Raw genomic sequence first — 23,554 nt, 5'->3', positions numbered from 1 at the left:
CGCCCCCCGGCTTGGCAAGGCGCGACGGGGTGCATCACGCCGACGTCACACGACAGGCAAAGCGCGCTCGACCAGACGCACGAAGAAGCTCGCGCCGACCGGGGCGACCTCGTCGTTGAAATCATAGGCCGGGTGGTGCAGGCCCGGCCCCGGCCCGGTGCCCAGGAAGAGGTAGGCGCCGGGGCGTGCTTCGAGCATATACGAGAAATCCTCGGCCCCCATTTCGCGCCCGGCATCGTCCAGAACGCCGTCGGCCCCGGCGATTTCGCGTGCGACATCGGCGGCGAAGCGGGCCTTGGCGGCGTCGTTCACGGTGGGCGGGTAGCCCCGGTCATAGTCGATCTCGACCGAAACCCCATAAGCCGCCGCGTGACCTTCGACGATCTCGCGGAAGCGCCGCTCGGCCAGATCGCGCACCTCGGGATGGAACGAGCGGATCGTGGCGCAGAACCAGCCCTCTTCGGGGATGATGTTGTTGGCGGTGCCGACGTGGATCTGGGTCACCGAAACGACCAACTCATCCAGCGCGAAGGCGTTGCGGCTGACGATGGTTTGCAGGGCTCCTACCATCCCGGTGATGGCAACGATGGGATCGACGCATTCATGCGGGGTCGCGCCATGGCCGCCCTTGCCGCGCACGGTCACCCATGCGGTGTCCACCGCCGCCATCAGCGGCCCCTGCGTCGTGTGGAAATGGCCGAAGGGCACGTTGGGCGCGTTGTGGATACCGTAGACCTGCTCGATCCCGAAGCGATCCATCACGCCTTCCTTCACCATCACCTCACCGCCGCCGCCATCCTCTTCGGCGGGCTGGAACAGAAGCGCCACGGTGCCTGCGAAATTACGCGTCTCGGCCAGGTATTTCGCCGCGCCCAAAAGCATCGTCGTATGCCCGTCATGGCCGCAGGCATGCATCTTGCCGGGGTTGAGCGAGGCATAGTCGGCCCCAGTAATCTCGTCGATGGGCAGCGCATCCATATCCGCGCGCAGGCCGATCACCGGCCCCGGCGCGCGGCCTTTGATCAGCGCGACGATCCCGGAGGTCGCGATCCCTTCGTGGATCTCGTCCACCCCGAATTCGCGCAGCCGGTCGGCCACGAAGCCCGAGGTCACGGGCAGGTCGAACTCAAGCTCGGGATGCTGGTGCAGGTAACGGCGCCACTCGGTCATCTCGGGGGCAAGGGCGGCGATGCGGTTGATCACGGGCATAGTGGACTCTGCGGGTTGGGAAGCGATACTGACCGAAGAACACTCCAACACGAAGGCGAGCGCAATGCCCAAACCGACGGATTTGATCATATTCGACGAAACAGGCGATGTGCCGGACCAGTTTGCGCGGCTTGTGGCGATCATGGAATGCCTGCGCGATCCGCAAACGGGCTGCCCCTGGGATATCGAGCAGAACTTCGACACCATCGCCCCCTACACGATCGAGGAGGCGCATGAGGTTGCCGACGCGATTGAGCGCCGCGCCTGGGGCGAGCTGGAGGGCGAGTTGGGCGATCTGGCCCTGCAAGTCGTCTATCACGCGCAGATGGCGGGCGAAGCCGGGCATTTCGACATTCTGGGTGTGCTGAAGTCGATCAACGCCAAGATGGTCTCGCGCCACCCGCATGTCTTCGGCGCGGAAAGCCGCGACAAATCGGCCGAGCAGCAGACCGAGGACTGGGAAAAGATCAAGGCCGCCGAGCGCGCGGGCAAGGACGAGCGTGGCGTTCTGGATGGTGTGGCGCTTGGCCTGCCCGCCCTGACCCGCGCCGTCAAGCTGCAAAAGCGCGCCGCCCGGGTTGGGTTCGATTGGCCCTCGACCGCCGAGGTGATCGACAAGATCATCGAAGAGGCGCAGGAACTGAACGAGGCGCGCGCGACGCTTGGCCCGAGCGAGATCGCCGAGGAATACGGCGATCTACTCTTCGTGATGGTCAACCTTGGCCGCCACCTCGGGATCGACCCCGAGGCCGCCCTGCGCGCGACCAACGGCAAGTTCACCCGCCGTTTCGCTCATATTGAAGGTGAGCTGCGTAAACTCGGCAAAGGCCCCGCCGACAGCGATCTGGCCGAGATGGACGCGCTGTGGAACGACGCGAAAGCGCGCGGCGTGAAGTAACCTAGAGCAGCGCCTTGCGCAGCATGTTCAGCGCCACAAGGATCAGGAAGGCGGCAAAGACCTGACGCAGGCGCTTGGGGTCCAGCCGATGCGCCAGCGCCGCGCCCCAAGGGGCCGTGATCGTCGTCGTGGCGATGACCACCAGAAACGCCGGAATATTCACCGCGCCCACGCTGTAAGGCGGCGCGGTGGCTACAGGGGTCAACAGGAAGGCGATGGCCGAGGGCAGCGCAATCGTGATCCCGAAGCCCGCCGAGGTCGCAACCGCTCGATGGATCGGAACCCCATGCAGCGTCAGCATCGGCGTGCCGATCGAGCCGCCGCCGATCCCCAGCAGAACCGAGATGAAACCCATCAGCGGCCCGAACCAGGCGCGAAACCCAAGCCCCGGCAGGTGATCGGACAGCCGCCAGCTTGCCTTGCCCAGCATCATGTAAAGTGCAATCAGCACCAGCATCACGCCGAAGATGATTTGCAGCGTCTGCGTGCGCAGTTGCGCCACCACAAGCACGCCGACAATCGCGCCCACGGCAATCAGCGGCGCCCATTGCTTGAGGATCGTCCAGTCCACCGCGCCCTTACGGTTATGCGCCATGACCGAGCGCGCCGATGTCACGATGATCGTCGCAAGCGAAGTCGCGACGCAAACCTGCATCAGCTGGTCCGAGCCATAGCCAAGCCCGCCGAACAGGTAGAAGAAGGCCGGAACCAGTACGATCCCGCCGCCGACGCCCAAAAGCCCGGCCAGAACGCCCGCGAAGGCCCCCACCGCAATCAGGATCGCGATCAAAGGCAGCAAAGTTTCCATATGGGTCATCTTGGGCCCTCCTGTAGGCGCAGCCTTACGCGACGTGCGTGACCTCTGCCAAGGCGGTTTCGTAAAGCGCTAGTCCGGCGCCGTCGCGCGTGGCCCCTTCGGACAGAACCCGCCGCCAGCTACGCGCACCGGGCCGCCCGTGGAACAGTCCCAGCATGTGGCGCGTGATCTGGTGCAGACGCCCACCGTTTTGCAGATGGTCCGCGATATAGGGCTTCATCGCCTCGGCCACGGCGAAAGGATCGGCGGGCGCGCCCTCGCCCCAGATCTCGGCATCGGCCGCGCCGAGGATATTCATCGGCTCATGATAGGCCGCGCGGCCCACCATCGCGCCATCCAGCCCTGCGCCGATCAGCTCGCGTGCAGCCTCAAGCGTCGCAAGGCCGCCGTTGATCGACAGATGCAGATCGGGGAATTCAGCCTTCATCCGATGCACCAGCGGATAATCAAGCGGCGGGATCTCGCGGTTGTCCTTGGGGCTGAGGCCCTGAAGCCAGGCCTTGCGCGCATGGATCGTGAAGCGGCGCACGCCCGCGCCTGCCACCACGGACAGGAAACGCGGCAGAACCTCTTCGGGGTCTTCCTCGTCCACGCCGATGCGGCATTTCACCGTCACCTCGACATCAGAGGCCCCGATCATCGCCGCGACACAATCGGACACAAGCTCGGGCGTTTTCATCAGCACGGCGCCGAAAGCGCCCGATTGCACACGATCCGAGGGGCAACCGCAATTGAGGTTGATCTCGTCATAGCCCCAGTCGCGGGCGATCCGAGTGGCCTCGGCAAGCTCAGAGGGTTCGGAGCCCCCCAGTTGCAGGGCGACGGGGTGCTCCTCGGCGTTGAAATCCAGCAACCGCGCGCGCGGACCGTGAATGATCGCAGGCGCCGTGACCATCTCGGTGTAAAGCAGCGCATTGCGCGAGATCAGCCGGTGGAAATAGCGGCAGTGGCGGTCGGTCCAGTCCATCATCGGCGCAACCGACAGGCGGGCCGAACGCCGGCAGGCATCGAACCGTGTTGCGGAGCTGTCGTGCTGGGTCATCGACACCCTGTCCTCTTGCGTGCTGATCCGTTCCCCGGCGGGGTGAGAGAGCCGCTCCTTAGTGCAATTTGGACAGGGCGTCCACCGGCTCGGCGCGGCTCAGCCGGGCGCGTATTCGGCGTAATAGCCGCGGTATCGCGACAGGCGGCGGTTCGAGCGGTCCATGCTGAGGACGGACAGGACCGGAAGTGCCCCATTGCTGGCCTCGGTCAACTGGCGCAGCGCCTCAAGCGTCTCGGCCTGCGCCGTGGCGGCATGGCGTACCGCCATGACCGCGGCATCCGCATGCCCTGCAAGGTATTGCGTATCGACGACGGGCAAGAGCGGCGCGGTGTCCATCACGATGACATCAAAGGCCTCGCGCGCCGTGTCGAGAACCTCGTCAAACATCTCAGAGCGCAATAGCTGATCGGTAGGTTGCTCGGGGCGCCCCTCCCCCAGAATGGCGACAACCGGCGATCTCGGGTCTTTGCGGCAAAGCTCCTCGCCGCCGGTCAGAGCCTGCGCGTTCTCGATATAGTCGACCAGCCCAAGCTCTGGCGTCAGGCCCATGTGCCGCGCCAGGGTTGGCCGCCGCAGATCGGCGTCGATCAGAAGCGTGCGTTTGCCGCCAAGCGCGTAGCTGCGCGCAAGCGCGAGCGCGACTGCCGACTTCCCCTCGCCCGGCACCGCCGAGCAGACAAGGATCACCATCGCACCCGAGCGCCGATGCGGCACCTGCTCCAGCGACAGGCGGAGCCGCCGGAACGCCTCGGCATAGGCCGAGAACGGCGCGTCAAGCACCCTATCGGCAACCGAGCGCTGACCACTGCCCAGATCGACCCAGGGGATTGTCGCGGCCAAGGGCACCGGCAGAACCTCGGCCAGTTGCTGCGAGCTGTCGATCCCCGCGACGAAAAAGCTGCGCGCCAGTGCCGCGGCGAGGCCTGCCCCGCCCCCAAGGATCAACGCGGCTGCCAGCACCATAGGCACATTGGGCGCGACCGGGCTTTGGGGCGTCAGCGCATCGGAAACGATCCGGCTGTCGGCCACCTGCACGACCGCCTGCGCCTCAAGATCGCGCATCCGGGTCAACAGCGTCGCATATTGGCGCTGCGCGATCTCGGCGTCTTGCTGGAGGCCATAGATCGCGCTGAGCGTCTCGGGCGAGAGGTCCGAGCGCAGCACCTTGCGCCGCAACTCCTCGCGCAGATCACGCGATTGCGCGGCAAGGCGCGCGACCTGAGTTTGCAGGTCGCTGACGACGGATGCGCCCTGCTGAGCCAATCGCTGATCCAGCACAGCCAGTTCTTGCCGCAACACCAACGTGCCCTGATCGGCGTCCGGCGCGGCCTGAAGCCGTGCCAGCACCGCCGCGCGCTGCGCCGCAAGCGATGCCACCCCCTCATGGCCCAATTGTGCGGAGAGCTGCGCCCAGTCCCGCACCGAGGTAGCCGTGTCGGCGCGCTGATAGGCAAGCTCATGCGTGGCGCGCTCCGCCTCGGAGGCCGCAAGCCGCGCCGACAGATCCATCAGCGCCATATTCCCGGTCTCGGTCGCAAGTTCGGCAACCTGACGCTTGATGTAATCGTCGATCGCCGCCTCGGACCCGGCAAGCGCCTGCTGCGCGCGGTCGAGTTGCGCTTGCAGCAGATCCCGCGCCCCAAGCGCACGCGCCACCTTCATGTCAAGTTGCAGCGCGATATAGGTTTGCGAAAGGGTATTGGCGAGCCGCGCGGCCTTGTCAGCCTCTTGCGACGCCGCCGAGACCTCAAGGATCAGGGTCTGCCCCCTGCGCCGAACCGAGACCGCGCTTGCGAACCGCTCCAGTGTCTGCGCGGTCAGGGCGGAGGGGTCGTCAACGCCCTGCCCTTGCATCCCAAGCGCCAGCCGCAACTTTTCCATTATGCTTAGGCGCGGGCCAAACTCGGGGTCGCTCATCAAACCGGCCCGCTGGATCGTCGCCAGCAGCACCTTGTCAGATTGCAGGATGGCAACCTCGCTTTCCAGACGCGCAAAGTCGGTCACCGTGTCCCCGCGCGCCTCGGCACCATCGAGCAGGCTTTTCTGCCCCGGCTCGACCATCACCAGCGCGGTCGCGCGATAGATCGGGGTGGCCACCAGAAGATAGCCAACCCCAAGCCCAAAGATCAGCGCCGCGACGCCCGTGATCAGGCGCAACTGCCCAAGAAAGAGGTTCACGAGCGCCCTCAGCTCGATCAGTTCGCCTCGCGATCCCGCCATTCCATCCCCCGGCCTGCAATCACGGGGAGTATGGCACTGAGATCATGGTAAATACAATCTAAACGTGTGCGTCAGAGAGAACTACAGCCGGCGCTCACCGGCGCGGGTGGGCCTCTAACGCCCCGAGCGCCGTAACAAAAAGCAAAAGAAGCAGGTTTGCTTCGATTTCATAAGAGAAATCCAAGAGAGAATGCGTGGCGGCAAGGCTGATCGTCGTGATCGCCGCCACAACCCTTGCGCGATTTCGAAACTGGCTGTGCATGAGCCGCGAGAGCACCATAGAACCGGCGATAAAAGGCATCGAGCCGAAGATCACGCCCGCCTCGGCCCAGGATTCAAGATAGCTCGAATGCGCATCGGTGAACACGAACGCATTATACTGCGCCTCGGAGCGGATCGCCTCATAGGCCAGCGCAAAGCTGTCGAGCCCGAATCCGGTGAGGGGCCGCTCGGCGATCAGCCGCAGCGTGTCGGTGTAGATGCCCCACCGCACAGCGACGTCGCCACGCCACGCGAAGGCGCGATCCAGAAGTGGCGCGCCGAGCGCCAAGATACATAGTGCCGCAAGCACCACAACCAGCCCGACCAAGCGCCGCGACGCTCCCATCAGCACCGCAGCAAGGATTGCCGCCAAGATCCCCAAGCTGACGCCAAGACGGGAGTGCGTCGAGATCAGCGCAGCCGTGATCACCGCGATCCCAAGCAGGTAGCCAACGCGCGCCATATTGTTGCTGCGCCAACACTCGGCCAGTAGAACGACCCCCAGCACCAGCCCCATGCCAAGATAGGCAGCAAAGGCGCTACGCCCGACGAAGGCCCCGGTTGCGTCGCCCATATAGGCAATCTTCTCACCCCAAGGCGCGACATCCCCAAGGTAGCGCAGCGCGACCAGCCCCCAAAGCGCATGGGCGCAAATGCCAACGAACAGGAACGGCAAGATCCGGCGACCAAGTCCGGGGCGCGAGAATGCCTCAAGCGCCAACATGAAGAACCCGAGATTGGCCGTCATGCGCACTACTGCCAGCAAGGTTGCGCCGGGGTCGATCGAAAGGCCCATGGTTTGCACCACGCCCCAGACCGGCTGCGCCATCGCGATTGCGATGACCGCGAACCAGCCTCTCAACCCGCCGCCGACCTGCGCGCCGCGCCTAGAAAACCAGATGACGCCCAGAAGGCCGAGGCCCCCAACGAGCATCAGCCAGATGACGGGCCGGTTGGACCCCGCCGGAAACGGTGCGACAAGGACGAGGAACAACAAAAGCCAGGCCAGAGTCGTGCGTCCGTCGCGCCGAACCGTCGCCGCGCCTGAGGAGGCGCCAGGGATCGGCAGCTTGAAGGTCGCCATGCTCAGTCCCTTCGCGCGGCGCTGGTTTCGAGCCTTCGGATTACGGCGATCAATCGCTGCGCGTCCGACGCGGGGATCGCTGCCGCACTTTGGCTGATCGCGGCGCGCAGGGCGCGATCCTGGGCATATCCTTGCGCCAGCCAAAGCCGCGTTTCCGGTGTGCTGGCCAATCGCACGAAAGCCCGGTCAAAAAGAGCCTGCCCGCCCTTGGGCGGTGGCTGAACGCGGGCCAGCAGGGCCACCCTGCGCTGATCGAGCCATGCGGTGTTCGGCGCGAAAGCCTCGGCTGACAGCGAGGCCGACAGAGCCTGCGTGACCCGCCCCTGCGCCATCAACGCCTCGGCACGCAGATGATGCGCCGCCGCGTGGCCCGGCGCCTGCTCAAGCCGCCGCTGCGCCAGCGCATCGCATCCCGACACAATCGCGCGGCGAGCATCGGGCGTAAACAAGCCTCCCGATACTTGATCGAGCGCCGAGAAACACCCGGAGAGCTGACTTGTCACCGTATGATGCCCGCGCCCGGGTTCCATCGGCACTTCTGCCAGAAGCGCCGAGATCATCGCCCTATCGTCTGCGTGCCGCAGCGCGGTGGCCTCGGCGGGCAGCAGAACGCTTGCCATCACCACCAAAGCCGCGAACCCGCACGTCAATACCGCACGCATTCCTGCCCCGAGGCCCTGCCCTGACATCGCCGCACCTTTCTCTTGCCCGCGTCGCGCCGCGTGTTATCGTCACTCTACTCTAGGTAGTTATTCGGTGGCCATGCGATTTCTTGCTTCAATTCTTTCGATCTATGCCATCTCGGCCGGGATGGGCGCGGCCTCGGTGGCGTTCGACCCTGCGTCGGTCGCGGTCGCATGTGGGTCGGAGGACTGTCCGGCAGCGGTGGCAGACAGTTTCACCGCGCTGAGCGATTCCGGCTCCGATCAGGCCCGGATCGACGAATTCGTTGCTGCGCTCGCAGGCGAGTTGCTTTTGCTTGCGCAGGACAAACCCAAGCTAAGCGCGCAGATTTCGGAGGCCCTCGAACTGGCCGCGCGACACGCAACGCCGGGCTCTGCCCTGGCGCGGGATGTGACGTTGCTTGCTCAACTGATCGCCGACGGGCACGCGAGTTCACTCAGCCTGACGGCGTTCAACGGCGCGGCACAACCGCTGAGCAACTCCGCGCCGACGGGCGGAACGAACGGGTCCGACAGCTAGTCAATCGCGTCGGGGCACTCGGCGACACCAAGGCGGATCAACTCCTCCCCCTTCACATAATGATAGGTAAGTGTTTGATATCGCGCGTATAGCAAGAACCAAACACGCAAAGATTCGGGGTAACTTCGCGCCATCATGTTGCTGAGACGTTCGAACTCAGCGCGCGGCAAAGCGATGGTCCCGAACTGCGAAGTCGGGCCGTGAAACCCGAAGATCGCCGCCTTGCCGACGCAGGTCTCTTCCAGCCCGAGGTAGAGCGTGCAGGCAGAAAGGCAGCGCCCCTCTGGGATCGCAACGGCCCTTCCCTGCTGTCGCAAGCTCTCAATCCGGGCCAGCCGCGCCTCCAGCGGGCCGCCGCGGTCATCCCGGACCACGAGGTGCGGCGGCTGCGCCAGGGCCGGCACGGCGGCGAGCAGGCAAAACAGCAAAACTTCGCACATGGACGATTTGAATGCGCGCAACACGCTGAACGCGGATCTTGACGGCATCGCCTCTGCGCCTCCCCGACTGGATCGTTTCCATCGGGGTAGTCCGTTTGCATTAAAATCGGCTTAGCGAGCGGCAAATCGCACCGTTAACCCTTTTTTTATTTACAACCTATGGGAGTTTTTGCTTACTCAACCCAAGCACGAGTTCGCAAACCAATTCTGCCAATGCCGGAACCCATGAGAACAGGAAGGCCAATCGCCCATGTCAGACCTGTTTCTGTCCGAAATCAGCCCACCGCGCACCGAGGTCCCGCAGCGGCGCGGGCTTTACCTGACCGGCGGCAAGCGATGTTTCGACCTGACACTGACCCTGCTTCTGCTTCCGCTTTGCGCCCCGCTGATCGCACTATGCTGGGTGCTCGCGCGGAGGGACGGAGGACCGGGTTTCTTTCGCCAACCGCGTGTCGGCCGTGACGGCCGCGTGTTCTTGTGCATCAAGATCCGCACGATGGCGCCGGACGCCGAGGCTGCGCTGCGTCGGCTGCTGGCAAACGACCCTGCGCTTGCTCAGGAGTGGGATCACTATCAGAAGCTTCGCCGCGACCCGCGCGTGACACGTCTGGGCCGGTTGCTGCGCGCGACAAGCCTTGACGAGTTGCCTCAACTTTTCAATGTATTGCGCGGCGATATGAGCCTTGTCGGTCCGCGCCCCTTCCTGCCCGATCAAGAGCACGACTACCGCGCCGCGGGTGGAAGAAGTTACTACCGCCTGCGCCCCGGGATCACAGGCCCCTGGCAGCTCGAGGCGCGCGGCACGTCCAGTTTCGCGGCCCGTGTCCGCTTTGACGAGAGCTACCTGACGGACCAATCCCTGCTGCGCGATGTCGCGATGATTCTACGCACAGCGCTTGTGCCGCTGCGCGCGAACGGTAGCTAAACAAGATCAGGGAAAGCTGGTGCCCGAGGCGAGACTCGAACTCGCACAGTATTACTACCGGAGGATTTTGAATCCCCTGCGTCTACCATTCCGCCACTCGGGCCAGCGATCACGGTCTAACCGCCCCGCAGGCGCAACACAAGAGCCTACGAACCACTCACAGATTGCGCGAGGCGAAGGTATCGCAGGCCCGCAGATCGCCCTTGTCAAAACCGGTCGCGAACCAGCGCTGGCGCTGCTCGGAGGTGCCATGGGTGAAGCTGTCGGGCATCGGGCGGCGGCCTGCGTTGCGTTGCAGCGTGTCGTCGCCGATCTTCGCCGCCGCGTTCATCGCCTCGGCAATATCGCCCTTCTCGATCGAGCCGAAAGACTCCGCCGCCTGCCGCGCCCAGATCCCCGAGAAGCAATCGGCCTGAAGCTCGATCCGCACCGATAGCGCGTTACTTTGCGCCTCGCTTGATCGCGCACGCACGGCATTGACCTGATCAAGGATCCCCAGCTCATCCTGCACGTGGTGCGCGACCTCATGCGCCACGACATAGGCCGCCGCAAAATCGCCACCCGCGCCCAACTGCCGCGAGAGGGTCGTGAAGAAATCAGTGTCCAGATAGACCTTCTTGTCCACCGGGCAGTAGAACGGCCCCGTCGCCCCCGAGGCATTGCCACAGGCCGAGGGCGTCACCTGGGAATAGAGCACCAGCGTCACCGGCTGATATTCGCGCCCGAGGGCGTTGGCGAAAATCTCCGCCCAGACCTCTTCAGTATCGGCCAGCGTGACCGAGACGAAATCCCCCATCGCGCGGTCTTCAGACGTCAACTCGCCCGAGGTTTCATAGACCGGGCCCTGATCAAGCAGCGGCGTGACATCGACACCAAGGAAGTACCCCAGAAGCAGGATGGCCACCGCACCAAGGCCCGTCACCCGCCCGACACCCCGGGCGGCACTTCCGCGACGGTCCTCGATATTGGCACTGCCGCGCCGTCCCTGCCACTTCATCGTAAAATCCTCCACTGATCACGAAACGGAGATTACCCACTCAAGTTCCGGCGCGACAGAGATTTTCGTCCGCGCGGCGCTTGACGTTGCCGCCCCGCCAAGCGATGCGTGGGGCACGACAGCGAGGACAGACATGATCCGAAGCCTTTACGACTGGACGATGGGGCTGGCCAGCCACCGTCACGCGATCTGGGCGCTGGCCGCCGTGGCCTTCATCGAAAGCTCGGTCTTCCCGATTCCGCCCGATGTCCTCTTGATTCCGATGGTTCTCGCGATGCCCTGGCGCGCCTTCCAGTTCGCTGCCGTGGCCACCGTGGCCTCGGTTCTGGGTGGGATGCTCGGCTATGCGATCGGTTACGGCTTTATGGACGCGATCGGCCAGCCGATCCTGGAGTTCTACGGCAAGTCGGGCCAGTTCGACGAACTTGCGCAGCGCTTCAACGAGTACGGCGGTTGGGCGGTGCTGATCGCGGGAGTCACGCCGTTCCCCTACAAGGTGATCACCATCTTCTCGGGCGCCACGCATCTGTCGCTGCCGCTGTTCATCGGCGTCTCGGTCCTTGCACGTGCCCTGCGCTTCGTTATCGTGGCAACCCTGCTGTGGAAATTCGGGGCACCAATCCGGGATTTCATCGAGCGCCGGCTTGGCCTCGTCTTTACCGTCTTCGTCGTCGGCCTGCTCGGCGGCTTCTACGTGCTGAGGTATCTGTGATGCATCTGCCCCTGTCTCCGCGAGAGATCCTTGCCTCGCCCCGCCTTCTCATCGGTCTTGCCTCTGCCGGATCGGCGGCGGTGCTGATCGGCGCGCTGATCTTTCAGGCGCTCGGCTTTGCGCCCTGCGATCTGTGCATCCTGCAACGCTGGCCGCATCTGGTCGCGGCGGTTCTGGGCGGGCTGATGCTTCTCTTCAACCTGCCCCTTGCACTGGCCTTCTTCGGAGCGCTTGCCGCGCTGACGACCTCGGTTCTGGGGTTCTACCATTCGGGCGTCGAGCGGCACATTTTTGAGGGCCCCGATACCTGCACCTCGAACGGCGTCGCGGGGCTTTCGCCCGCTGATCTTCTGGCCCAGATCCAGGCCGCGCCGCTGGTGCGCTGCGATGAGATCGTGTGGTCCTTCATGGGCATCACCATGCCCAACCTGAACGCGGTTTTCTCGCTCGTGTTCGCGGTGATGTGGATCCTAGCCTACCGCGCGGCCAAGCGCGGCGCTTAAGTGCGGCAGGCGTGGAGGGTTGAGGTGCCGCCCTGCGGGGCGGTTCTCGATTGCACCCCAAGCCTTGACTGCGCTATAAGACGGGCAACAAAATCTAGAAGAACGAGACGCGCGTGACCGATACTCCTGATATGCCGGAAACCCTCGACGAAGGCCCCAAACGCCCCCTTTACGACGGGCCGACGGTGTCGATCGCCGAGGAGATGAAGACCGCCTATCTCGATTACGCCATGAGCGTGATCGTCAGCCGCGCGATTCCCGATCTGCGGGACGGTTTGAAGCCGGTTCACCGCCGCATCCTTTACGCGATGCATGAGACCGGCAACACGCATGACAAATCCTACCGCAAGTCGGCCCGCCCGGTCGGCGACGTCATGGGTAAATATCACCCCCACGGCGACGCGGCGATCTATGACGCGCTGGTGCGCATGGCGCAGGACTTCTCGATGTCGCTGCCGCTGCTGGACGGTCAGGGCAACTTCGGCTCGATGGACGGCGACAGCGCGGCGGCCATGCGTTACACTGAGGTGCGCATGGACAAGCCCTCGGCGTTCATGCTGGCCGATATCGAAAAAGAGACGGTCGATTTTCAGGACAACTACGACGGCAAGGACAAGGAACCCACCGTCCTTCCGGCGCGCTTCCCGAACATGCTGGTCAATGGCGCGGGCGGCATTGCCGTCGGCATGGCCACCAACATCCCGCCGCATAACCTCGGCGAGGTGGTGGACGCGACGCTGGCCCTGATCGAGAACCCGGACATGTCCACCGAGGCGATCATGGAGATCGTGCCCGGCCCGGACTTCCCTACCGGCGCCCAGATCATGGGGCGCGGCGGTGCGCGCAAGGCCTACCTCGAGGGGCGCGGCTCGGTCATCATGCGCGCCAAGACGCACATCGAGGAGATCCGCAAGGACCGCTTCGCCATCGTCGTCGACGAGATCCCCTATCAGGTCAACAAGGCCGCGATGATCGAGAAGATCGCGGACCTCGTGCGCGAGAAGAAGCTGGAAGGCATTTCCGGGATTGCGGACGAATCCGACCGCGTCGGCGTGCGCGTCGTGATCGAGCTCAAGCGTGACGCGACCCCCGATGTCGTCCTGAACCAGCTCTACCGCTTCACGCAGCTGCAAACCTCGTTCGGCTGCAACATGCTGGCGCTGAATGGCGGCCGCCCCGAGCAGCTGACCCTGCGCGACTTCCTGACCCATTTCATCACCTTCCGCGAGGAAGTCGTAGCCCGCCGCACCGCCTACGAGCTGCGCAAGGCGCGCGAGCGCAGCCATATCCTCTGCGGTCTGGCCGTTGCGGTCACGAACGTCGATGAGATCGTGGCCACGATCCGCTCGTCGAAAGATCCGGCCGAGGCGCGCGAGCGCCTGATGACCCGCCGCTGGCCCGCGCATGACATCGCCGAATATCTGCGCCTGATCGACGATCCGCTGCACCCGATCAACGAGGACGGCACCTACAACCTGTCGGAAACCCAGGCCCGCGCGATCCTCGATCTGCGGCTTCAGCGCCTGACCGCGATGGGCGTGCAAGAGGTGACGGACGAACTGGCCGAACTGGCCGGCAAGATCCGCGAATACCTCGAAATCCTCGGCTCGCGTGAACGCATCATGGAGATCATCTCGACCGAGCTGCGCGAGGTCAAAGAGCTGTTCGCCGTGCCGCGCCGCACCGAGATCGTGGATTGGGCGGGCGATCTGGAAGACGAAGACCTGATCGAGCGCGAGGACATGGTCGTCACCATCACCTCGGGCGGCTACATCAAGCGCACGCCGCTGGCCGAGTTCCGCGCGCAGCGTCGCGGCGGCAAGGGTCTGGCCTCGATGCAGACCAAAGAGGATGACGTCGTCACCACCCTCTTTGTCGCCAATACCCACACGCAGCTGCTGTTCTTCACCACCGACGGGATGGTCTACAGCCTCAAGTGCTGGCGCCTGCCGCTGGCGGGCCGCACCTCGAAAGGCAAGGCGATCGTCAATATCCTGCCGATCCCGCAGGGCGTCACCATCGCCGCGCTCATGCCCGTCGATGCCCCCGAGGCCGAATGGGATGGCTACCAGGTCTTCTTCGCCACCTCCGAGGGCGACGTGCGCCGCAATGCGCTGTCGGACTTCGCCAATGTGATGCGCAACGGCAAGATCGCGATGAAACTGCCCGACGGCGTCAGCCTTGTGAACGTGCGCATGTGCACCGAAGCCGACGACGTCATGCTGGTGACCGAGCGCGGCCGCGCGATCCGCTTCCCGGTGACCGAGGTGCGCGTCTTCAAGGGCCGCGACTCGACTGGCGTGCGCGGCGTGCGTCTGGCCAGCGGCGACACGGTCGTGTCGATGTCCGTCATCCGCCACTTCGAGGCGGAACCCTGGGAACGTGCCGCGTTCATCAAGCGCTTCCGCGCCGAGATGGGCAGCGAGGAAGAGATCGAGGCCGATGACGAAGCGGAAGAGGTTTCGGCCGAAGGCTCGCTGAGCGAAGAGCGTTACGCCGAGATGCTGACCGCGCAGGATCTGATCCTGACGATCACCACCAAGGGCCTCGGCAAGACCTCCTCAAGCCACGACTACCCCGTGCGAGGGCGCGGCGGCCAGGGCGTCGGCGCCTTCAAGATGACCGACAGGGGCGGCGCGCTTGTGGCCTCCTTCCCCGTCGAGACCAGCGATCAGGTGATGCTGGCCACCTCGACCGGCCAGTCGATCCGCTGCCCGGTCGCGGGGATTTCGTTCCGCTCGCGCTCGGCGGGCGGGGTGAAGGTGTTCAACACGGGCACCGATGAAGAAGTCGTCTCGGTCGCGCGGATCGCCGACCAAGGCGATGAAGACGCAGAACAATAAATAACGATAACTCCGCGCATCCCGCGCGGAGACAAAACCTGAGGCAAACGATGCAGAAACTCCTGCTCCTCTCGATCGGAGCGGCGCTTGCGCTGCCGCAAACCGGTCTGGCAACCGAAGTGACCGGCGCCGAGATCGGCCTGTCCTACTCGACCCTTGCGGACGGCAACGCCCGCGATGTGAACAAGACCACCCTTGGCGGCGCGATTGAACTGGGCTTCGGCCCGCAGTTCTCGGTTCAGGGCGATATCGCCACGCGCTACCTCGACGGGATCGACGAAAGCGGCAAGAACGCAACCGCCCACGCGATCTATCACCTGCCGGGCGACATGGCGGTTGGCGCCTTCATCGGCAAGGACTGGCTCGATGGCCAGTCGGTCGAATACACCGGGCTTGAGACCGCGGGCGCCATGGGCCAGATCAGCTACGAGGCCGCCTTCACCCACATGGATTCGGACGGCAACCATGGCAACCAGCTGGGCCTTCAGGCGAATTACGCGCTGAACCCGCAGCTTGGCCTTGGCGGGCGCTTCGACACGCTGCATTCGGAAGGCGAAGACATGAGCCGCCTGAGCGCGACGGCGGGCTACCGGATCAACCCGGGCACCATGCTGACGGGAGAGCTTGGCTTCGTCGATGGCGACGGCATGGACGCCGAAAGCTTCGTCGGCATCGGCCTCAAGGCCACCTTCGGCGCGACCGGCGGCGTGACCTTCGGCAGCCGCGGCCTACAAGAGTTCATTCCGGGCCTCTGAGGCGGATTGCAACAATCCGGGCGCGGCGTTAAACCCGCGCCCATGGAAACGCTACACATCATTGGCGGCGGCATGGCCGGATCCGAGGCCGCCTGGCAGGCGGCTGAGGCAGGCGTGCCCGTCGTGCTTCACGAAATGCGCCCCCATGTGGGCACCTTTGCGCACCGCACCGGCGATTTCGCCGAGATGGTGTGCTCGAACTCGTTCCGCTCGGACGATCATGAGCGCAACGCTGTCGGCCTGCTGCATTGGGAAATGCGCGCGGCTGGCGGGCTGATCATGCAAATGGCCGAGCATCACCGCCTTCCGGCCGGTGGCGCGCTTGCCGTCGATCGCGATGCATTCTCGGGCGCGGTGACTGCTGCGCTCCGCGCGCATCCGCTGATTTCCTTTAGCGAAGAAGAAGTTACAGAGCTTCCTTCAACTGGCAACTGGATCGTGGCCACCGGGCCGCTGACCTCTGGGTCTCTGGCCGAAAGCATCCGCGCCGCGACCGGCGCCGAGAGCCTCGCCTTCTTCGACGCAATCGCCCCTATCGTCTACGCCGACACGATCGACATGGACGTGGCCTGGCGCCAGAGCCGCTATGACAAGGGCGAGACCGAGGAAGAGCAGAAGGCCTATATCAACTGCCCGATGAACCGCGCGCAGTATGAGGCCTTCATCGACGCGCTTCTGGCCGCCGAGAAGACCGAATTCCACGAGGGCGAGACCGCAGGCTATTTCGATGGCTGCCTGCCGATCGAGGTGATGGCCGAGCGTGGTCGCGAAACCCTGCGCCACGGGCCGATGAAGCCTGTCGGGTTGACGAACACGCATAAGCCCGAGGAAAAGGCCTATGCTGTCGTGCAGCTGCGCCGCGATAACGCGCTTGGCACGCTCTATAATATCGTGGGCTTCCAAACCAAGATGAAATACGGCGCGCAAACCACTGTTTTCAAGATGATTCCGGGCCTCGAAGAGGCAAGCTTTGCGCGCCTAGGCGGGATCCATCGCAACACCTTCATCAACTCACCCACGCTGCTCGATACGCAAATGCGAATGAAATCGCGCCCTAATATCCGTTTCGCGGGGCAAATTACTGGCGTGGAAGGCTATGTCGAAAGCGCCTCAATGGGGCTTCTGGCGGGCCGGATGGCCGCTGCTGAGATCAAAGGGGAAACCCTTCCGCCCCCGGGCATCGAGACGGCGATGGGCAGCCTTGTCAATCACATCACTGGTGGGGCCGAGGCCAAGACCTTCCAGCCGATGAACGTGAACTTCGGGCTGTTCCCGCCGATTGACGCCAAAGGCGGGCGGCGCGGCCGCAAGGACCGATACAAAGCCTATACGGATCGCGCGAAAGAGTCCTTTACCCAATGGCTTGCGGATCATAGTTGAGATGATCACCCGGTTCGCGCCTTCGCCCACCGGGCCGCTCCATCTTGGCCATGCCTATAGTGCGATTCTGGCGCACGACATGGCGCACACGGCGGGCGGGCGCTTCCTCCTGCGTATAGAGGATATCGACCGGCAACGCTCCCGCCCGGAATGGGAGGCGCAGATTTACGATGACCTCGCCTGGCTTCGCCTGACATGGGAAGAGCCGGTGATGCGCCAATCAGAGCGGTTAAAAATCTACCGCCAAACGCTTGAAGATCTGTGGCAAAATGACCTTCTCTATCGCTGCTCCTGCACCCGCCGCGATATCGAGGCGGCTACCTCGGCCCCGCAAGAAGGTGTCAGCTTAGGGCCGGATGGCCTCATCTATCCCGGCACCTGCCGACAGGCCGGCGCGCGCAAGGCGGGTGAACCTCTGCCCGAAGCGGCGCTACGACTTTATATAGATCGCGCCGCAACCCATTGTTCATACTATGAAATTTGCGAGGCGCACTGCGGCACGCACAGCATCACCCCCGAACAGATGATCCAGAACGTAGGCGATATCGTCCTTGCCCGGCGCGATATGGGAACCTCTTATCACCTGTCGGTCGTGCTGGATGACGCGGCGCAGGGCATTACGCATGTCGTGCGTGGTGAGGATCTGTTCGACGCCACCCAGATCCACGTCACGCTTCAGAAACTACTGAGGCTTCAGACGCCAACCTATTGCCATCACAAACTTATTCGAGACAAAAACGGCAAACGCCTTGCGAAGCGCGATGACGCGCGCGCGATCGCGAAATACCGCGCCGAGGGGGCCACGCCCGCCGATATTCGTCGCCTCGTCGGGCTTTAGTCCGCCATCGGCACGAGGATCTCGACCTCTTCGCCGCTCCGCACCGCCGTGTAGAAACAACTCCGGCGGTTGGTGTGGCACGCGGGCCCGACCTGATCCACAAGCATCAGCAGGCAGTCGCGGTCGCAATCGACGCGTAACTCAACCAGCTTCTGCACATGCCCCGAGCTTTCTCCCTTCGCCCAGAAGCTCTGGCGCGAGCGTGACCAGTAGGTGACCTGGCCAGTCTCAAGCGTGCGCGAGAGGCTCTCGGCGTTCATCCAGGCCATCATCAGCACCTCGCCCGTCTTGTGATCCTGCGCGATCGCCGGGATCAGGTCGTTCGCGTCGTATTTGAGCGTGCTGGGATCGAAGGTCATGACTTTTCTCCTTGGGCGTAAGGCACTATCTATCGCGGGACGCCTGCGGGGGAAAGCCATGAGCGATACCGACCTGTTCAAACTCTATTCGTCGCGCATCCTCGCGCTGGCGGCAGATATCCCGCATACCGAGCCCCTGCCCGCGCCCACCCACAAGTCCAATCGCCGCGCACCGCTTTGCGGCTCAACCGTCACGGTGGAACTGGCTTTCGACGGCCAGCGTATCACCGGCTACAGCCAGCAGGTTCACGCCTGCGCGCTTGGGCAGGCCTCGGCCTCGATCTTTGGTGCCAATGTCATCGGGCGCACGCCGGCCGAGGTTGAGCGCCTGCGCGACGAACTGGCAGCGATGCTCAAGGGCGGCCCGGTGCCCGCCGCCCCCTTCGCCGATTACGAGGTTTTGCTAGCGGCCCGCGATTATCCCAATCGGCACGCGTCGATCCTGCTTCCCCCGCAGGCGACGCTCGACGCGCTGAACGCGGGCTAAAAAAAACGCCGCCATCCGAAGATGGCGGCGTCAGGAAGCGCTTTCCGGGCGAAATAGCCCGTATCGACAGGCAGGCCGTGTGTTTGGGGACAGGACGGCAGCGAAAAGCGCGAGGCAGTAGCGGTTGGGCCTCAGAACAGGCCCGGAATGAACAGAACGCCGAGGAACGTGATGCAGAGCGACATCGCGCCCAGTGCATCATTCAGAAGGCCGTTCGAATGACGTTTGAAAATTGCTTGAACTTCGCGGCGCATTCGGAACCTCCTTCTCCGTTGTTGCTACTTTGTTCTCATTTCTGGAAGGCAAAGTAAAGAACTTTTTAAGAACATCTGGTCAGCCAACGTCGATAAGGCGGATGGAGCGGTCCTGCTCCATCAGCCAGAGCAGCACCCGCGCCGCCTGCCCGCGCGCGGTTTGAAGCTCGGGGTCCTGGGTCAACAGGTTGCGCGCATCGCTTTGGGCAACGGCCATCAAGCCTGCCTGCCGTTCAAGATCGGCAATGCGGAACCGCGGCACGCCCGACTGCGCGGTGCCGATCACATCGCCTGCGCCACGCATGGCGAGGTCTTCCTCGGCGATGCGGAAACCGTCCTCGCTTTCGCGCAAGATTTGCAGGCGCCGCTCGCCCGCGTCGCTCAGCGGGGCCTGATAAAGCATCAGGCAGGTTGACTCGGCCGACCCGCGCCCGACGCGCCCGCGTAGCTGGTGCAGTTGCGCAAGACCGAAGCTCTCGGCGCGCTCGATCACCATGATCGAGGCATTGGGCACGTTCACCCCCACCTCGATCACGGTCGTGGCCACCAGAACGCGCGTCCGCCCCGAGGAAAAATCGGCCATCGCGGCATCCTTGTCGGCCACCGCCATCTGACCGTGGACCAGGCCCACGATGCCCTCACCCAAGGCCGCGCGCAGAAAGCGGAAGCGATCCTCGGCCGAGGTCAGATCGACGCGCTCGCTTTCCTCGACCAGCGGGCACACCCAGTAGCACTGGCGCCCCTCTGCCACCGCGCGGCGCAGATGCGCGACCACCTCATCGAGCCGCGCAGTCGAGATCAGCGCGGTCTTGACTGGCTTGCGCCCCGGCGGCTTTTCGTCCAACACGCTCACATCCATGTCGCCGTATTGCGCCAGCGCAAGCGAACGCGGGATCGGCGTCGCGGTCATCACCAGAACATCCGCAGCCTCGCCCTTGGCACCCAGTTCCATGCGCTGAGAGACGCCAAAGCGATGCTGTTCGTCGATCACAACAAGCCGCAGATCGTTGAATTCGACGTCTTTCTGGAAGACCGCATGGGTTCCGACCAGAATGTGAATGCGCCCCTCGGCCAGATCGGTCAGTTTCGCGGCCCGCTCGGCGCCCTTGTCACGCCCGGTCAGGATCTCGACCCGCACGCCCGCCGAGGCCGCAAGCGGCGCAAGTCCATCGAGATGCTGGCGCGCGAGGATCTCGGTCGGGGCCATCATCACGCCCTGCCCGCCCGCCTCGACTGCGGCGAGCAACGCCAGAAAGGCCACCAGCGTCTTGCCCGAGCCGACATCCCCCTGAAGCAACCGGTTCATCCGGCGTGGGCCCGCCATGTCGGCGGTGATCTCCTCGACCGCGCGGCGTTGCGCGCCGGTCATCTCATAGGGCAGCGCGCGCAGCACCTTGCCCGAGAGCACACCGGTCGCTTTCGTCTCGCGCCCACGCAGACGGCGCTGCTGGCGCCGCGCAAGCGCCAGCGTCAATTGGTGCGCGAAGAATTCATCATAGGCCAGGCGCTGCCGCGCGGGCGCCGCTTGCGCCGTATCGGCCAGCATCTCAGGCGCATGGGCCGCGTGCAGGGCAGCGTTCCACGCGGGCCAGCCCTCGCGCGCCATGAGCGACGGGTCGATCCATTCGGCCAGATCCGGCAGCCGTGCAAGCGCTCCCGCCGCCGCCTTCGCCATCACCTTTTGCGTAATGCCTGCTGTCAAAGGATAGACGGGCTCGAACCGCGGCAGTTCACCCACGGCATCGGGCGGCAGGATGTAATCCGGGTGAACGATCTGCGCCACACCGTCGAAGACCTCAAGCTTGCCTGAGATCAGCCGCTTCTCGCCCGGCGGGAGTTGCTTTTGCAGGTAATCGCCGCGCGCATGAAAGAACACCAGCTGAAACTCGGCCGCCTTGTCGCGCATCATAATCCGCGTGGGTCCGCCCTTCCGACGCGACGGGATATGCGCCTCAATCTCGGCGACGACACTGACGACGCAGGGGGCCGCGACACCGCGGATCGTCTCGACCGGGCGGCGGTCAATCACCGAATGGGGCAGCGTGAAGGCCATATCGCGCGGGCGCGCAATCCCTGTCTGCGCAAGCAGTCGCGCGGTTTTCGAGCCCACGCCCGGCAGCGTCTCGATTTCCGCAAACAGCGGGAAAAGGATCGGCGGGCGTCCGGTCATGAGGCCCCCGCAAGCGCCAGCCATTCGTCTTCGTCGATCACTTTGATGCCCAGTTCGGCCGCCTTCTTGGCCTTTGATCCGGCCCCTGGTCCGGCCACCAACAGGTCGGTCTTGGCCGACACCGAGCCCGCGACCTTGGCGCCCATCTGTTCGGCCCGCGCCTTGGCCTCGGCGCGTGTCATGCGTTCAAGCGTCCCTGTAAAAACGACGGTCTGCCCCGCAATCGGGCTGCCCGAGGTATCGTGGCGCACGGCATCCTCTATCGTCAGCTCTGTGATCAGACGGTCGATCAGGGCGCGCTCGGCTTCCTGATGGAAACTGCTGACGACCGAGGTCGCGAGTGTCGCGCCGACCCCGTCGATGGACATCAGCTCATCCCACTCGGCACCCTCACCGATCTGCGCGCGGGTCATCGCGGCCTCGAATTCGGCCCAACTTCCGTAATGATTGGCCAAAAGCGCGGCGCTGGTTTCGCCGACATGACGAATGCCAAGCGCAAAGATCAGACGCGCCAGCGGAATGCGCCGCCGCTCGTCGATCGCCGCAAAGAGCTTGTCAGCGGATTTATCCCCCCACCCCTCACGCTTCCGCAGCTGACGCAGGCTATTCGAGCCGTAGTCACGTTGCAGATGGAAGATATCGCCGGGCTCCCGGATCCAGCCATCGTCATAGAAGGCCTCAACCTGTTTGGCGCCCAGGCCCTCGATGTCGAAAGCTGCACGAGAGACGAAGTGTTTCAGCTTCTCCACCGCTTGCGCCGGGCAGATCAGCCCACCGGTGCAGCGACGCACGGCGTCGCCCTCTTCCCGGATCGCGTCAGAACCGCATTCGGGGCACTGCTGCGGGAACACATAGGGCACCGCATCGGCCGAGCGGCGCGACAGGTCCACATCGGCGACCTTGGGGATCACGTCGCCTGCGCGGTAAACCTGCACCCAGTCCCCCTCGCGGATATCCTTGCCGCCGCGGATCTCTTGCCCCTTTGAATCACGCCCGGCGATGTAGTCCTCGTTGTGCAGGGTCGCGTTCGAGACAACCACACCGCCCACGGTCACCGGGCTGAGCCGCGCAACCGGGCTAAGCGCACCCGTCCGCCCGACCTGAATTTCGATCTTCTCAAGCCGGGTCCAAGCCAGCTCGGCCGGGAATTTATGCGCGATGGCCCAACGCGGCGTGGTCGAACGGAACCCGAGCCTACGTTGCAGGCCCAAATCGTTCACCTTGTAGACCACCCCGTCGATATCATAGCCCAAGGTGGCCCGCTGCGCCTCGATCCCGCGGTAATGGGCAAGCATGTCCTGCGGCCCGCTGCAGAGTTCGGTCAGCGGATTGGTCTGAAAACCCAAGGTTTTCAGACGCGTGATTGCGTCGATCTGAGTCAACGCCAAAGGTTCGGACAAGGCGCCCCAGGCATAAGCAAAGAACCGCAGCGGCCGCGCGGCCGTGATCCGCGCATCAAGCTGGCGCAGCGATCCGGCAGCGGCGTTTCGCGGGTTGGCGAACAGCTTCTCGCCCCGCTCGGCCTGCCGCGCATTGAGCGTAGCGAAATCCGCGTGGCTCATGTAAACCTCGCCGCGCACCTCAAGCACCGCGGGCGCGCCCTGCAAGAGTTGCGGGATATCGGTGATCGTGCGGGCATTCTCGGTGACGTTCTCGCCAACCTCGCCATCGCCGCGGGTGGCCGCCTGCACCAGCCGCCCGCCCTCATAGCGCAGCGACAAAGACAGGCCATCAATCTTGGGCTCCGCCGTATAGGCTAGCACCTCACCCTCGGCGATGCCAAGGTAGGATTTCACGCGGGCGTCAAAATCGAGCACGTCTTCATCGGAAAAACCGTTCTCGAGGCTCAGCATCCGAACCTCATGCGCGACCTTGCCGAAGCCCTCGGAGACAGGCGCACCCACCTGACGGGTCGGGCTATCGGCACGCGCCAAATCCGGGAAACGCAACTCAATCTCGGTCAAGCGCCGCTTGAGCGCGTCGTACTCAGCGTCGGAAATCTCGGGCGCATCGAGCGTATGATAGGCGGAATTCGCCGCTTCGATTGCGGCGATCAGCCCCGGCAGTTCCGCCTCAGCCTCGGCACGGGTCAGCGCACCAACTGCAATCTTGTCCGTCACGGTCATGCTCTTCCCCCTCGGCCACCCTATTGGT

Annotated in this window: 22 protein-coding genes and 1 tRNA gene; 10 read left to right on the top strand and 13 right to left on the bottom strand. The window is 64.3% G+C overall.

What is annotated here, in order from left to right; genetic code table 11:
• Positions 1–45: 45 nt before the first annotated feature.
• Complete coding sequence (locus LZA78_RS01585; protein WP_233675195.1) at positions 46–1,209, bottom strand: M20 aminoacylase family protein; 1,164 nt, start codon at positions 1,207–1,209, stop codon at positions 46–48.
• Between the two features lie 64 nt (positions 1,210–1,273).
• Between LZA78_RS01585 and mazG the strand changes: the two genes are divergently transcribed.
• The gene (mazG, locus tag LZA78_RS01580; RefSeq protein ID WP_233675194.1) at positions 1,274–2,107 is read left to right on the top strand and encodes a nucleoside triphosphate pyrophosphohydrolase; all 834 of its coding nucleotides are present in this window, start codon (positions 1,274–1,276) and stop codon (positions 2,105–2,107) included.
• A 1-nt stretch (position 2,108) separates the two neighbouring features.
• Here mazG and LZA78_RS01575 read toward each other — a convergent pair whose 3' ends face one another.
• From LZA78_RS01575 to LZA78_RS01555, 5 genes are all read right to left on the bottom strand, one after another.
• A complete protein-coding gene (locus LZA78_RS01575; RefSeq protein WP_233675193.1) occupies positions 2,109–2,924 on the bottom strand; it encodes a sulfite exporter TauE/SafE family protein in 816 nt (271 codons plus the stop codon).
• A gap of 25 nt (positions 2,925–2,949) precedes the next feature.
• Entirely contained in the window at positions 2,950–3,966 is a 1,017-nt protein-coding gene (gene dusA, locus LZA78_RS01570; protein WP_233675192.1) for a tRNA dihydrouridine(20/20a) synthase DusA, read from the bottom strand.
• A gap of 99 nt (positions 3,967–4,065) precedes the next feature.
• Positions 4,066–6,189, bottom strand: a complete 2,124-nt coding sequence (locus tag LZA78_RS01565) for a GumC family protein (protein WP_233675191.1) — start codon at positions 6,187–6,189, stop codon at positions 4,066–4,068.
• Positions 6,190–6,283: 94 nt separating this feature from the next.
• Positions 6,284–7,534 carry an O-antigen ligase family protein gene (locus LZA78_RS01560; RefSeq protein WP_233675190.1) on the bottom strand — a complete coding sequence of 417 codons (1,251 nt, stop codon included), beginning with the start codon at positions 7,532–7,534 and terminating at the stop codon, positions 6,284–6,286.
• Positions 7,535–7,536: 2 nt separating this feature from the next.
• Positions 7,537–8,154, bottom strand: a complete 618-nt coding sequence (locus LZA78_RS01555) for a tetratricopeptide repeat protein (protein ID WP_233675189.1) — start codon at positions 8,152–8,154, stop codon at positions 7,537–7,539.
• Positions 8,155–8,296: 142 nt separating this feature from the next.
• On the opposite strand from LZA78_RS01555, the gene LZA78_RS01550 reads away from it, so the two are divergent.
• Positions 8,297–8,737, top strand: a complete 441-nt coding sequence (locus LZA78_RS01550) for a hypothetical protein (RefSeq protein ID WP_233675188.1) — start codon at positions 8,297–8,299, stop codon at positions 8,735–8,737.
• Here LZA78_RS01550 and LZA78_RS01545 read toward each other — a convergent pair.
• Positions 8,734–9,177: a hypothetical protein gene (locus LZA78_RS01545; RefSeq protein ID WP_233675187.1), complete on the bottom strand. Its 444-nt coding sequence runs from the start codon at positions 9,175–9,177 to the stop codon at positions 8,734–8,736. The two genes, LZA78_RS01550 and LZA78_RS01545, sit on opposite strands and share 4 nt — an antisense overlap.
• A 250-nt stretch (positions 9,178–9,427) precedes the next feature.
• Here LZA78_RS01545 and LZA78_RS01540 point away from each other — a divergent pair, with 250 nt between their 5' ends.
• Entirely contained in the window at positions 9,428–10,102 is a 675-nt protein-coding gene (locus LZA78_RS01540; protein ID WP_233675186.1) for a sugar transferase, read from the top strand.
• Between the two features lie 17 nt (positions 10,103–10,119).
• Here LZA78_RS01540 and LZA78_RS01535 read toward each other — a convergent pair.
• Positions 10,120–10,205, bottom strand: a tRNA-Leu gene (locus LZA78_RS01535).
• Positions 10,206–10,259: 54 nt separating this feature from the next.
• Positions 10,260–11,099, bottom strand: coding sequence for a KPN_02809 family neutral zinc metallopeptidase (ypfJ, locus tag LZA78_RS01530; protein WP_233675185.1), 840 nt, complete (start codon positions 11,097–11,099; stop codon positions 10,260–10,262).
• A 133-nt stretch (positions 11,100–11,232) separates the two neighbouring features.
• Between ypfJ and LZA78_RS01525 the strand changes: the two genes are divergently transcribed.
• From LZA78_RS01525 to gluQRS, 6 genes are all read left to right on the top strand, one after another.
• The gene (locus tag LZA78_RS01525) at positions 11,233–11,811 is read left to right on the top strand and encodes a YqaA family protein (RefSeq protein WP_233675184.1); all 579 of its coding nucleotides are present in this window, start codon (positions 11,233–11,235) and stop codon (positions 11,809–11,811) included.
• On the top strand, positions 11,811–12,314 hold the full coding sequence (locus LZA78_RS01520; protein WP_233675183.1) for a disulfide bond formation protein B: 504 nt from the start codon (positions 11,811–11,813) through the stop codon (positions 12,312–12,314). Before LZA78_RS01525 ends, LZA78_RS01520 begins: the two co-directional genes overlap by 1 nt.
• 113 nt (positions 12,315–12,427) lie before the next feature.
• Complete coding sequence (gene gyrA / locus LZA78_RS01515; RefSeq protein ID WP_438811045.1) at positions 12,428–15,157, top strand: DNA gyrase subunit A; 2,730 nt, start codon at positions 12,428–12,430, stop codon at positions 15,155–15,157.
• A 50-nt stretch (positions 15,158–15,207) separates the two neighbouring features.
• The gene (locus LZA78_RS01510; protein ID WP_233675182.1) at positions 15,208–15,912 is read left to right on the top strand and encodes a porin; all 705 of its coding nucleotides are present in this window, start codon (positions 15,208–15,210) and stop codon (positions 15,910–15,912) included.
• A 42-nt stretch (positions 15,913–15,954) separates the two neighbouring features.
• Positions 15,955–17,292 (top strand): methylenetetrahydrofolate--tRNA-(uracil(54)-C(5))-methyltransferase (FADH(2)-oxidizing) TrmFO, encoded by a 1,338-nt coding sequence (gene trmFO, locus LZA78_RS01505; RefSeq protein ID WP_233675181.1) that lies wholly within the window; start codon positions 15,955–15,957, stop codon positions 17,290–17,292.
• Between the two features lies 1 nt (position 17,293).
• On the top strand, positions 17,294–18,130 hold the full coding sequence (gluQRS, locus tag LZA78_RS01500; protein WP_233675180.1) for a tRNA glutamyl-Q(34) synthetase GluQRS: 837 nt from the start codon (positions 17,294–17,296) through the stop codon (positions 18,128–18,130).
• On the opposite strand, the gene hisI is transcribed toward gluQRS, so the two are convergent.
• A complete protein-coding gene (gene hisI / locus LZA78_RS01495) occupies positions 18,127–18,489 on the bottom strand; it encodes a phosphoribosyl-AMP cyclohydrolase (RefSeq protein WP_233675179.1) in 363 nt (120 codons plus the stop codon). The two genes, gluQRS and hisI, sit on opposite strands and share 4 nt — an antisense overlap.
• A 58-nt stretch (positions 18,490–18,547) precedes the next feature.
• Between hisI and LZA78_RS01490 the strand changes: the two genes are divergently transcribed.
• Positions 18,548–18,976: an iron-sulfur cluster assembly scaffold protein gene (locus LZA78_RS01490; protein WP_233675178.1), complete on the top strand. Its 429-nt coding sequence runs from the start codon at positions 18,548–18,550 to the stop codon at positions 18,974–18,976.
• A 131-nt stretch (positions 18,977–19,107) separates the two neighbouring features.
• On the opposite strand, the gene LZA78_RS17765 is transcribed toward LZA78_RS01490, so the two are convergent.
• The 3 genes from LZA78_RS17765 to ligA all read right to left on the bottom strand — a co-directional run bounded on the left by LZA78_RS17765 (position 19,108) and on the right by ligA (position 23,526).
• Entirely contained in the window at positions 19,108–19,230 is a 123-nt protein-coding gene (locus LZA78_RS17765) for a hypothetical protein (protein ID WP_255697080.1), read from the bottom strand.
• 79 nt (positions 19,231–19,309) lie between these two features.
• Positions 19,310–21,400: an ATP-dependent DNA helicase RecG gene (recG, locus tag LZA78_RS01485; RefSeq protein ID WP_233675177.1), complete on the bottom strand. Its 2,091-nt coding sequence runs from the start codon at positions 21,398–21,400 to the stop codon at positions 19,310–19,312.
• The gene (gene ligA, locus LZA78_RS01480; protein WP_233675176.1) at positions 21,397–23,526 is read right to left on the bottom strand and encodes an NAD-dependent DNA ligase LigA; all 2,130 of its coding nucleotides are present in this window, start codon (positions 23,524–23,526) and stop codon (positions 21,397–21,399) included. Before ligA ends, recG begins: the two co-directional genes overlap by 4 nt.
• Between the last annotated feature and the right edge of the window lie 28 nt (positions 23,527–23,554).

It is taken from the genome of Rhodobacter flavimaris (assembly GCF_021378075.1).
Classification (GTDB): domain Bacteria; phylum Pseudomonadota; class Alphaproteobacteria; order Rhodobacterales; family Rhodobacteraceae; genus Rhodobacter; species Rhodobacter flavimaris.
This window is presented reverse-complemented; position numbering and strand designations above follow the sequence as displayed.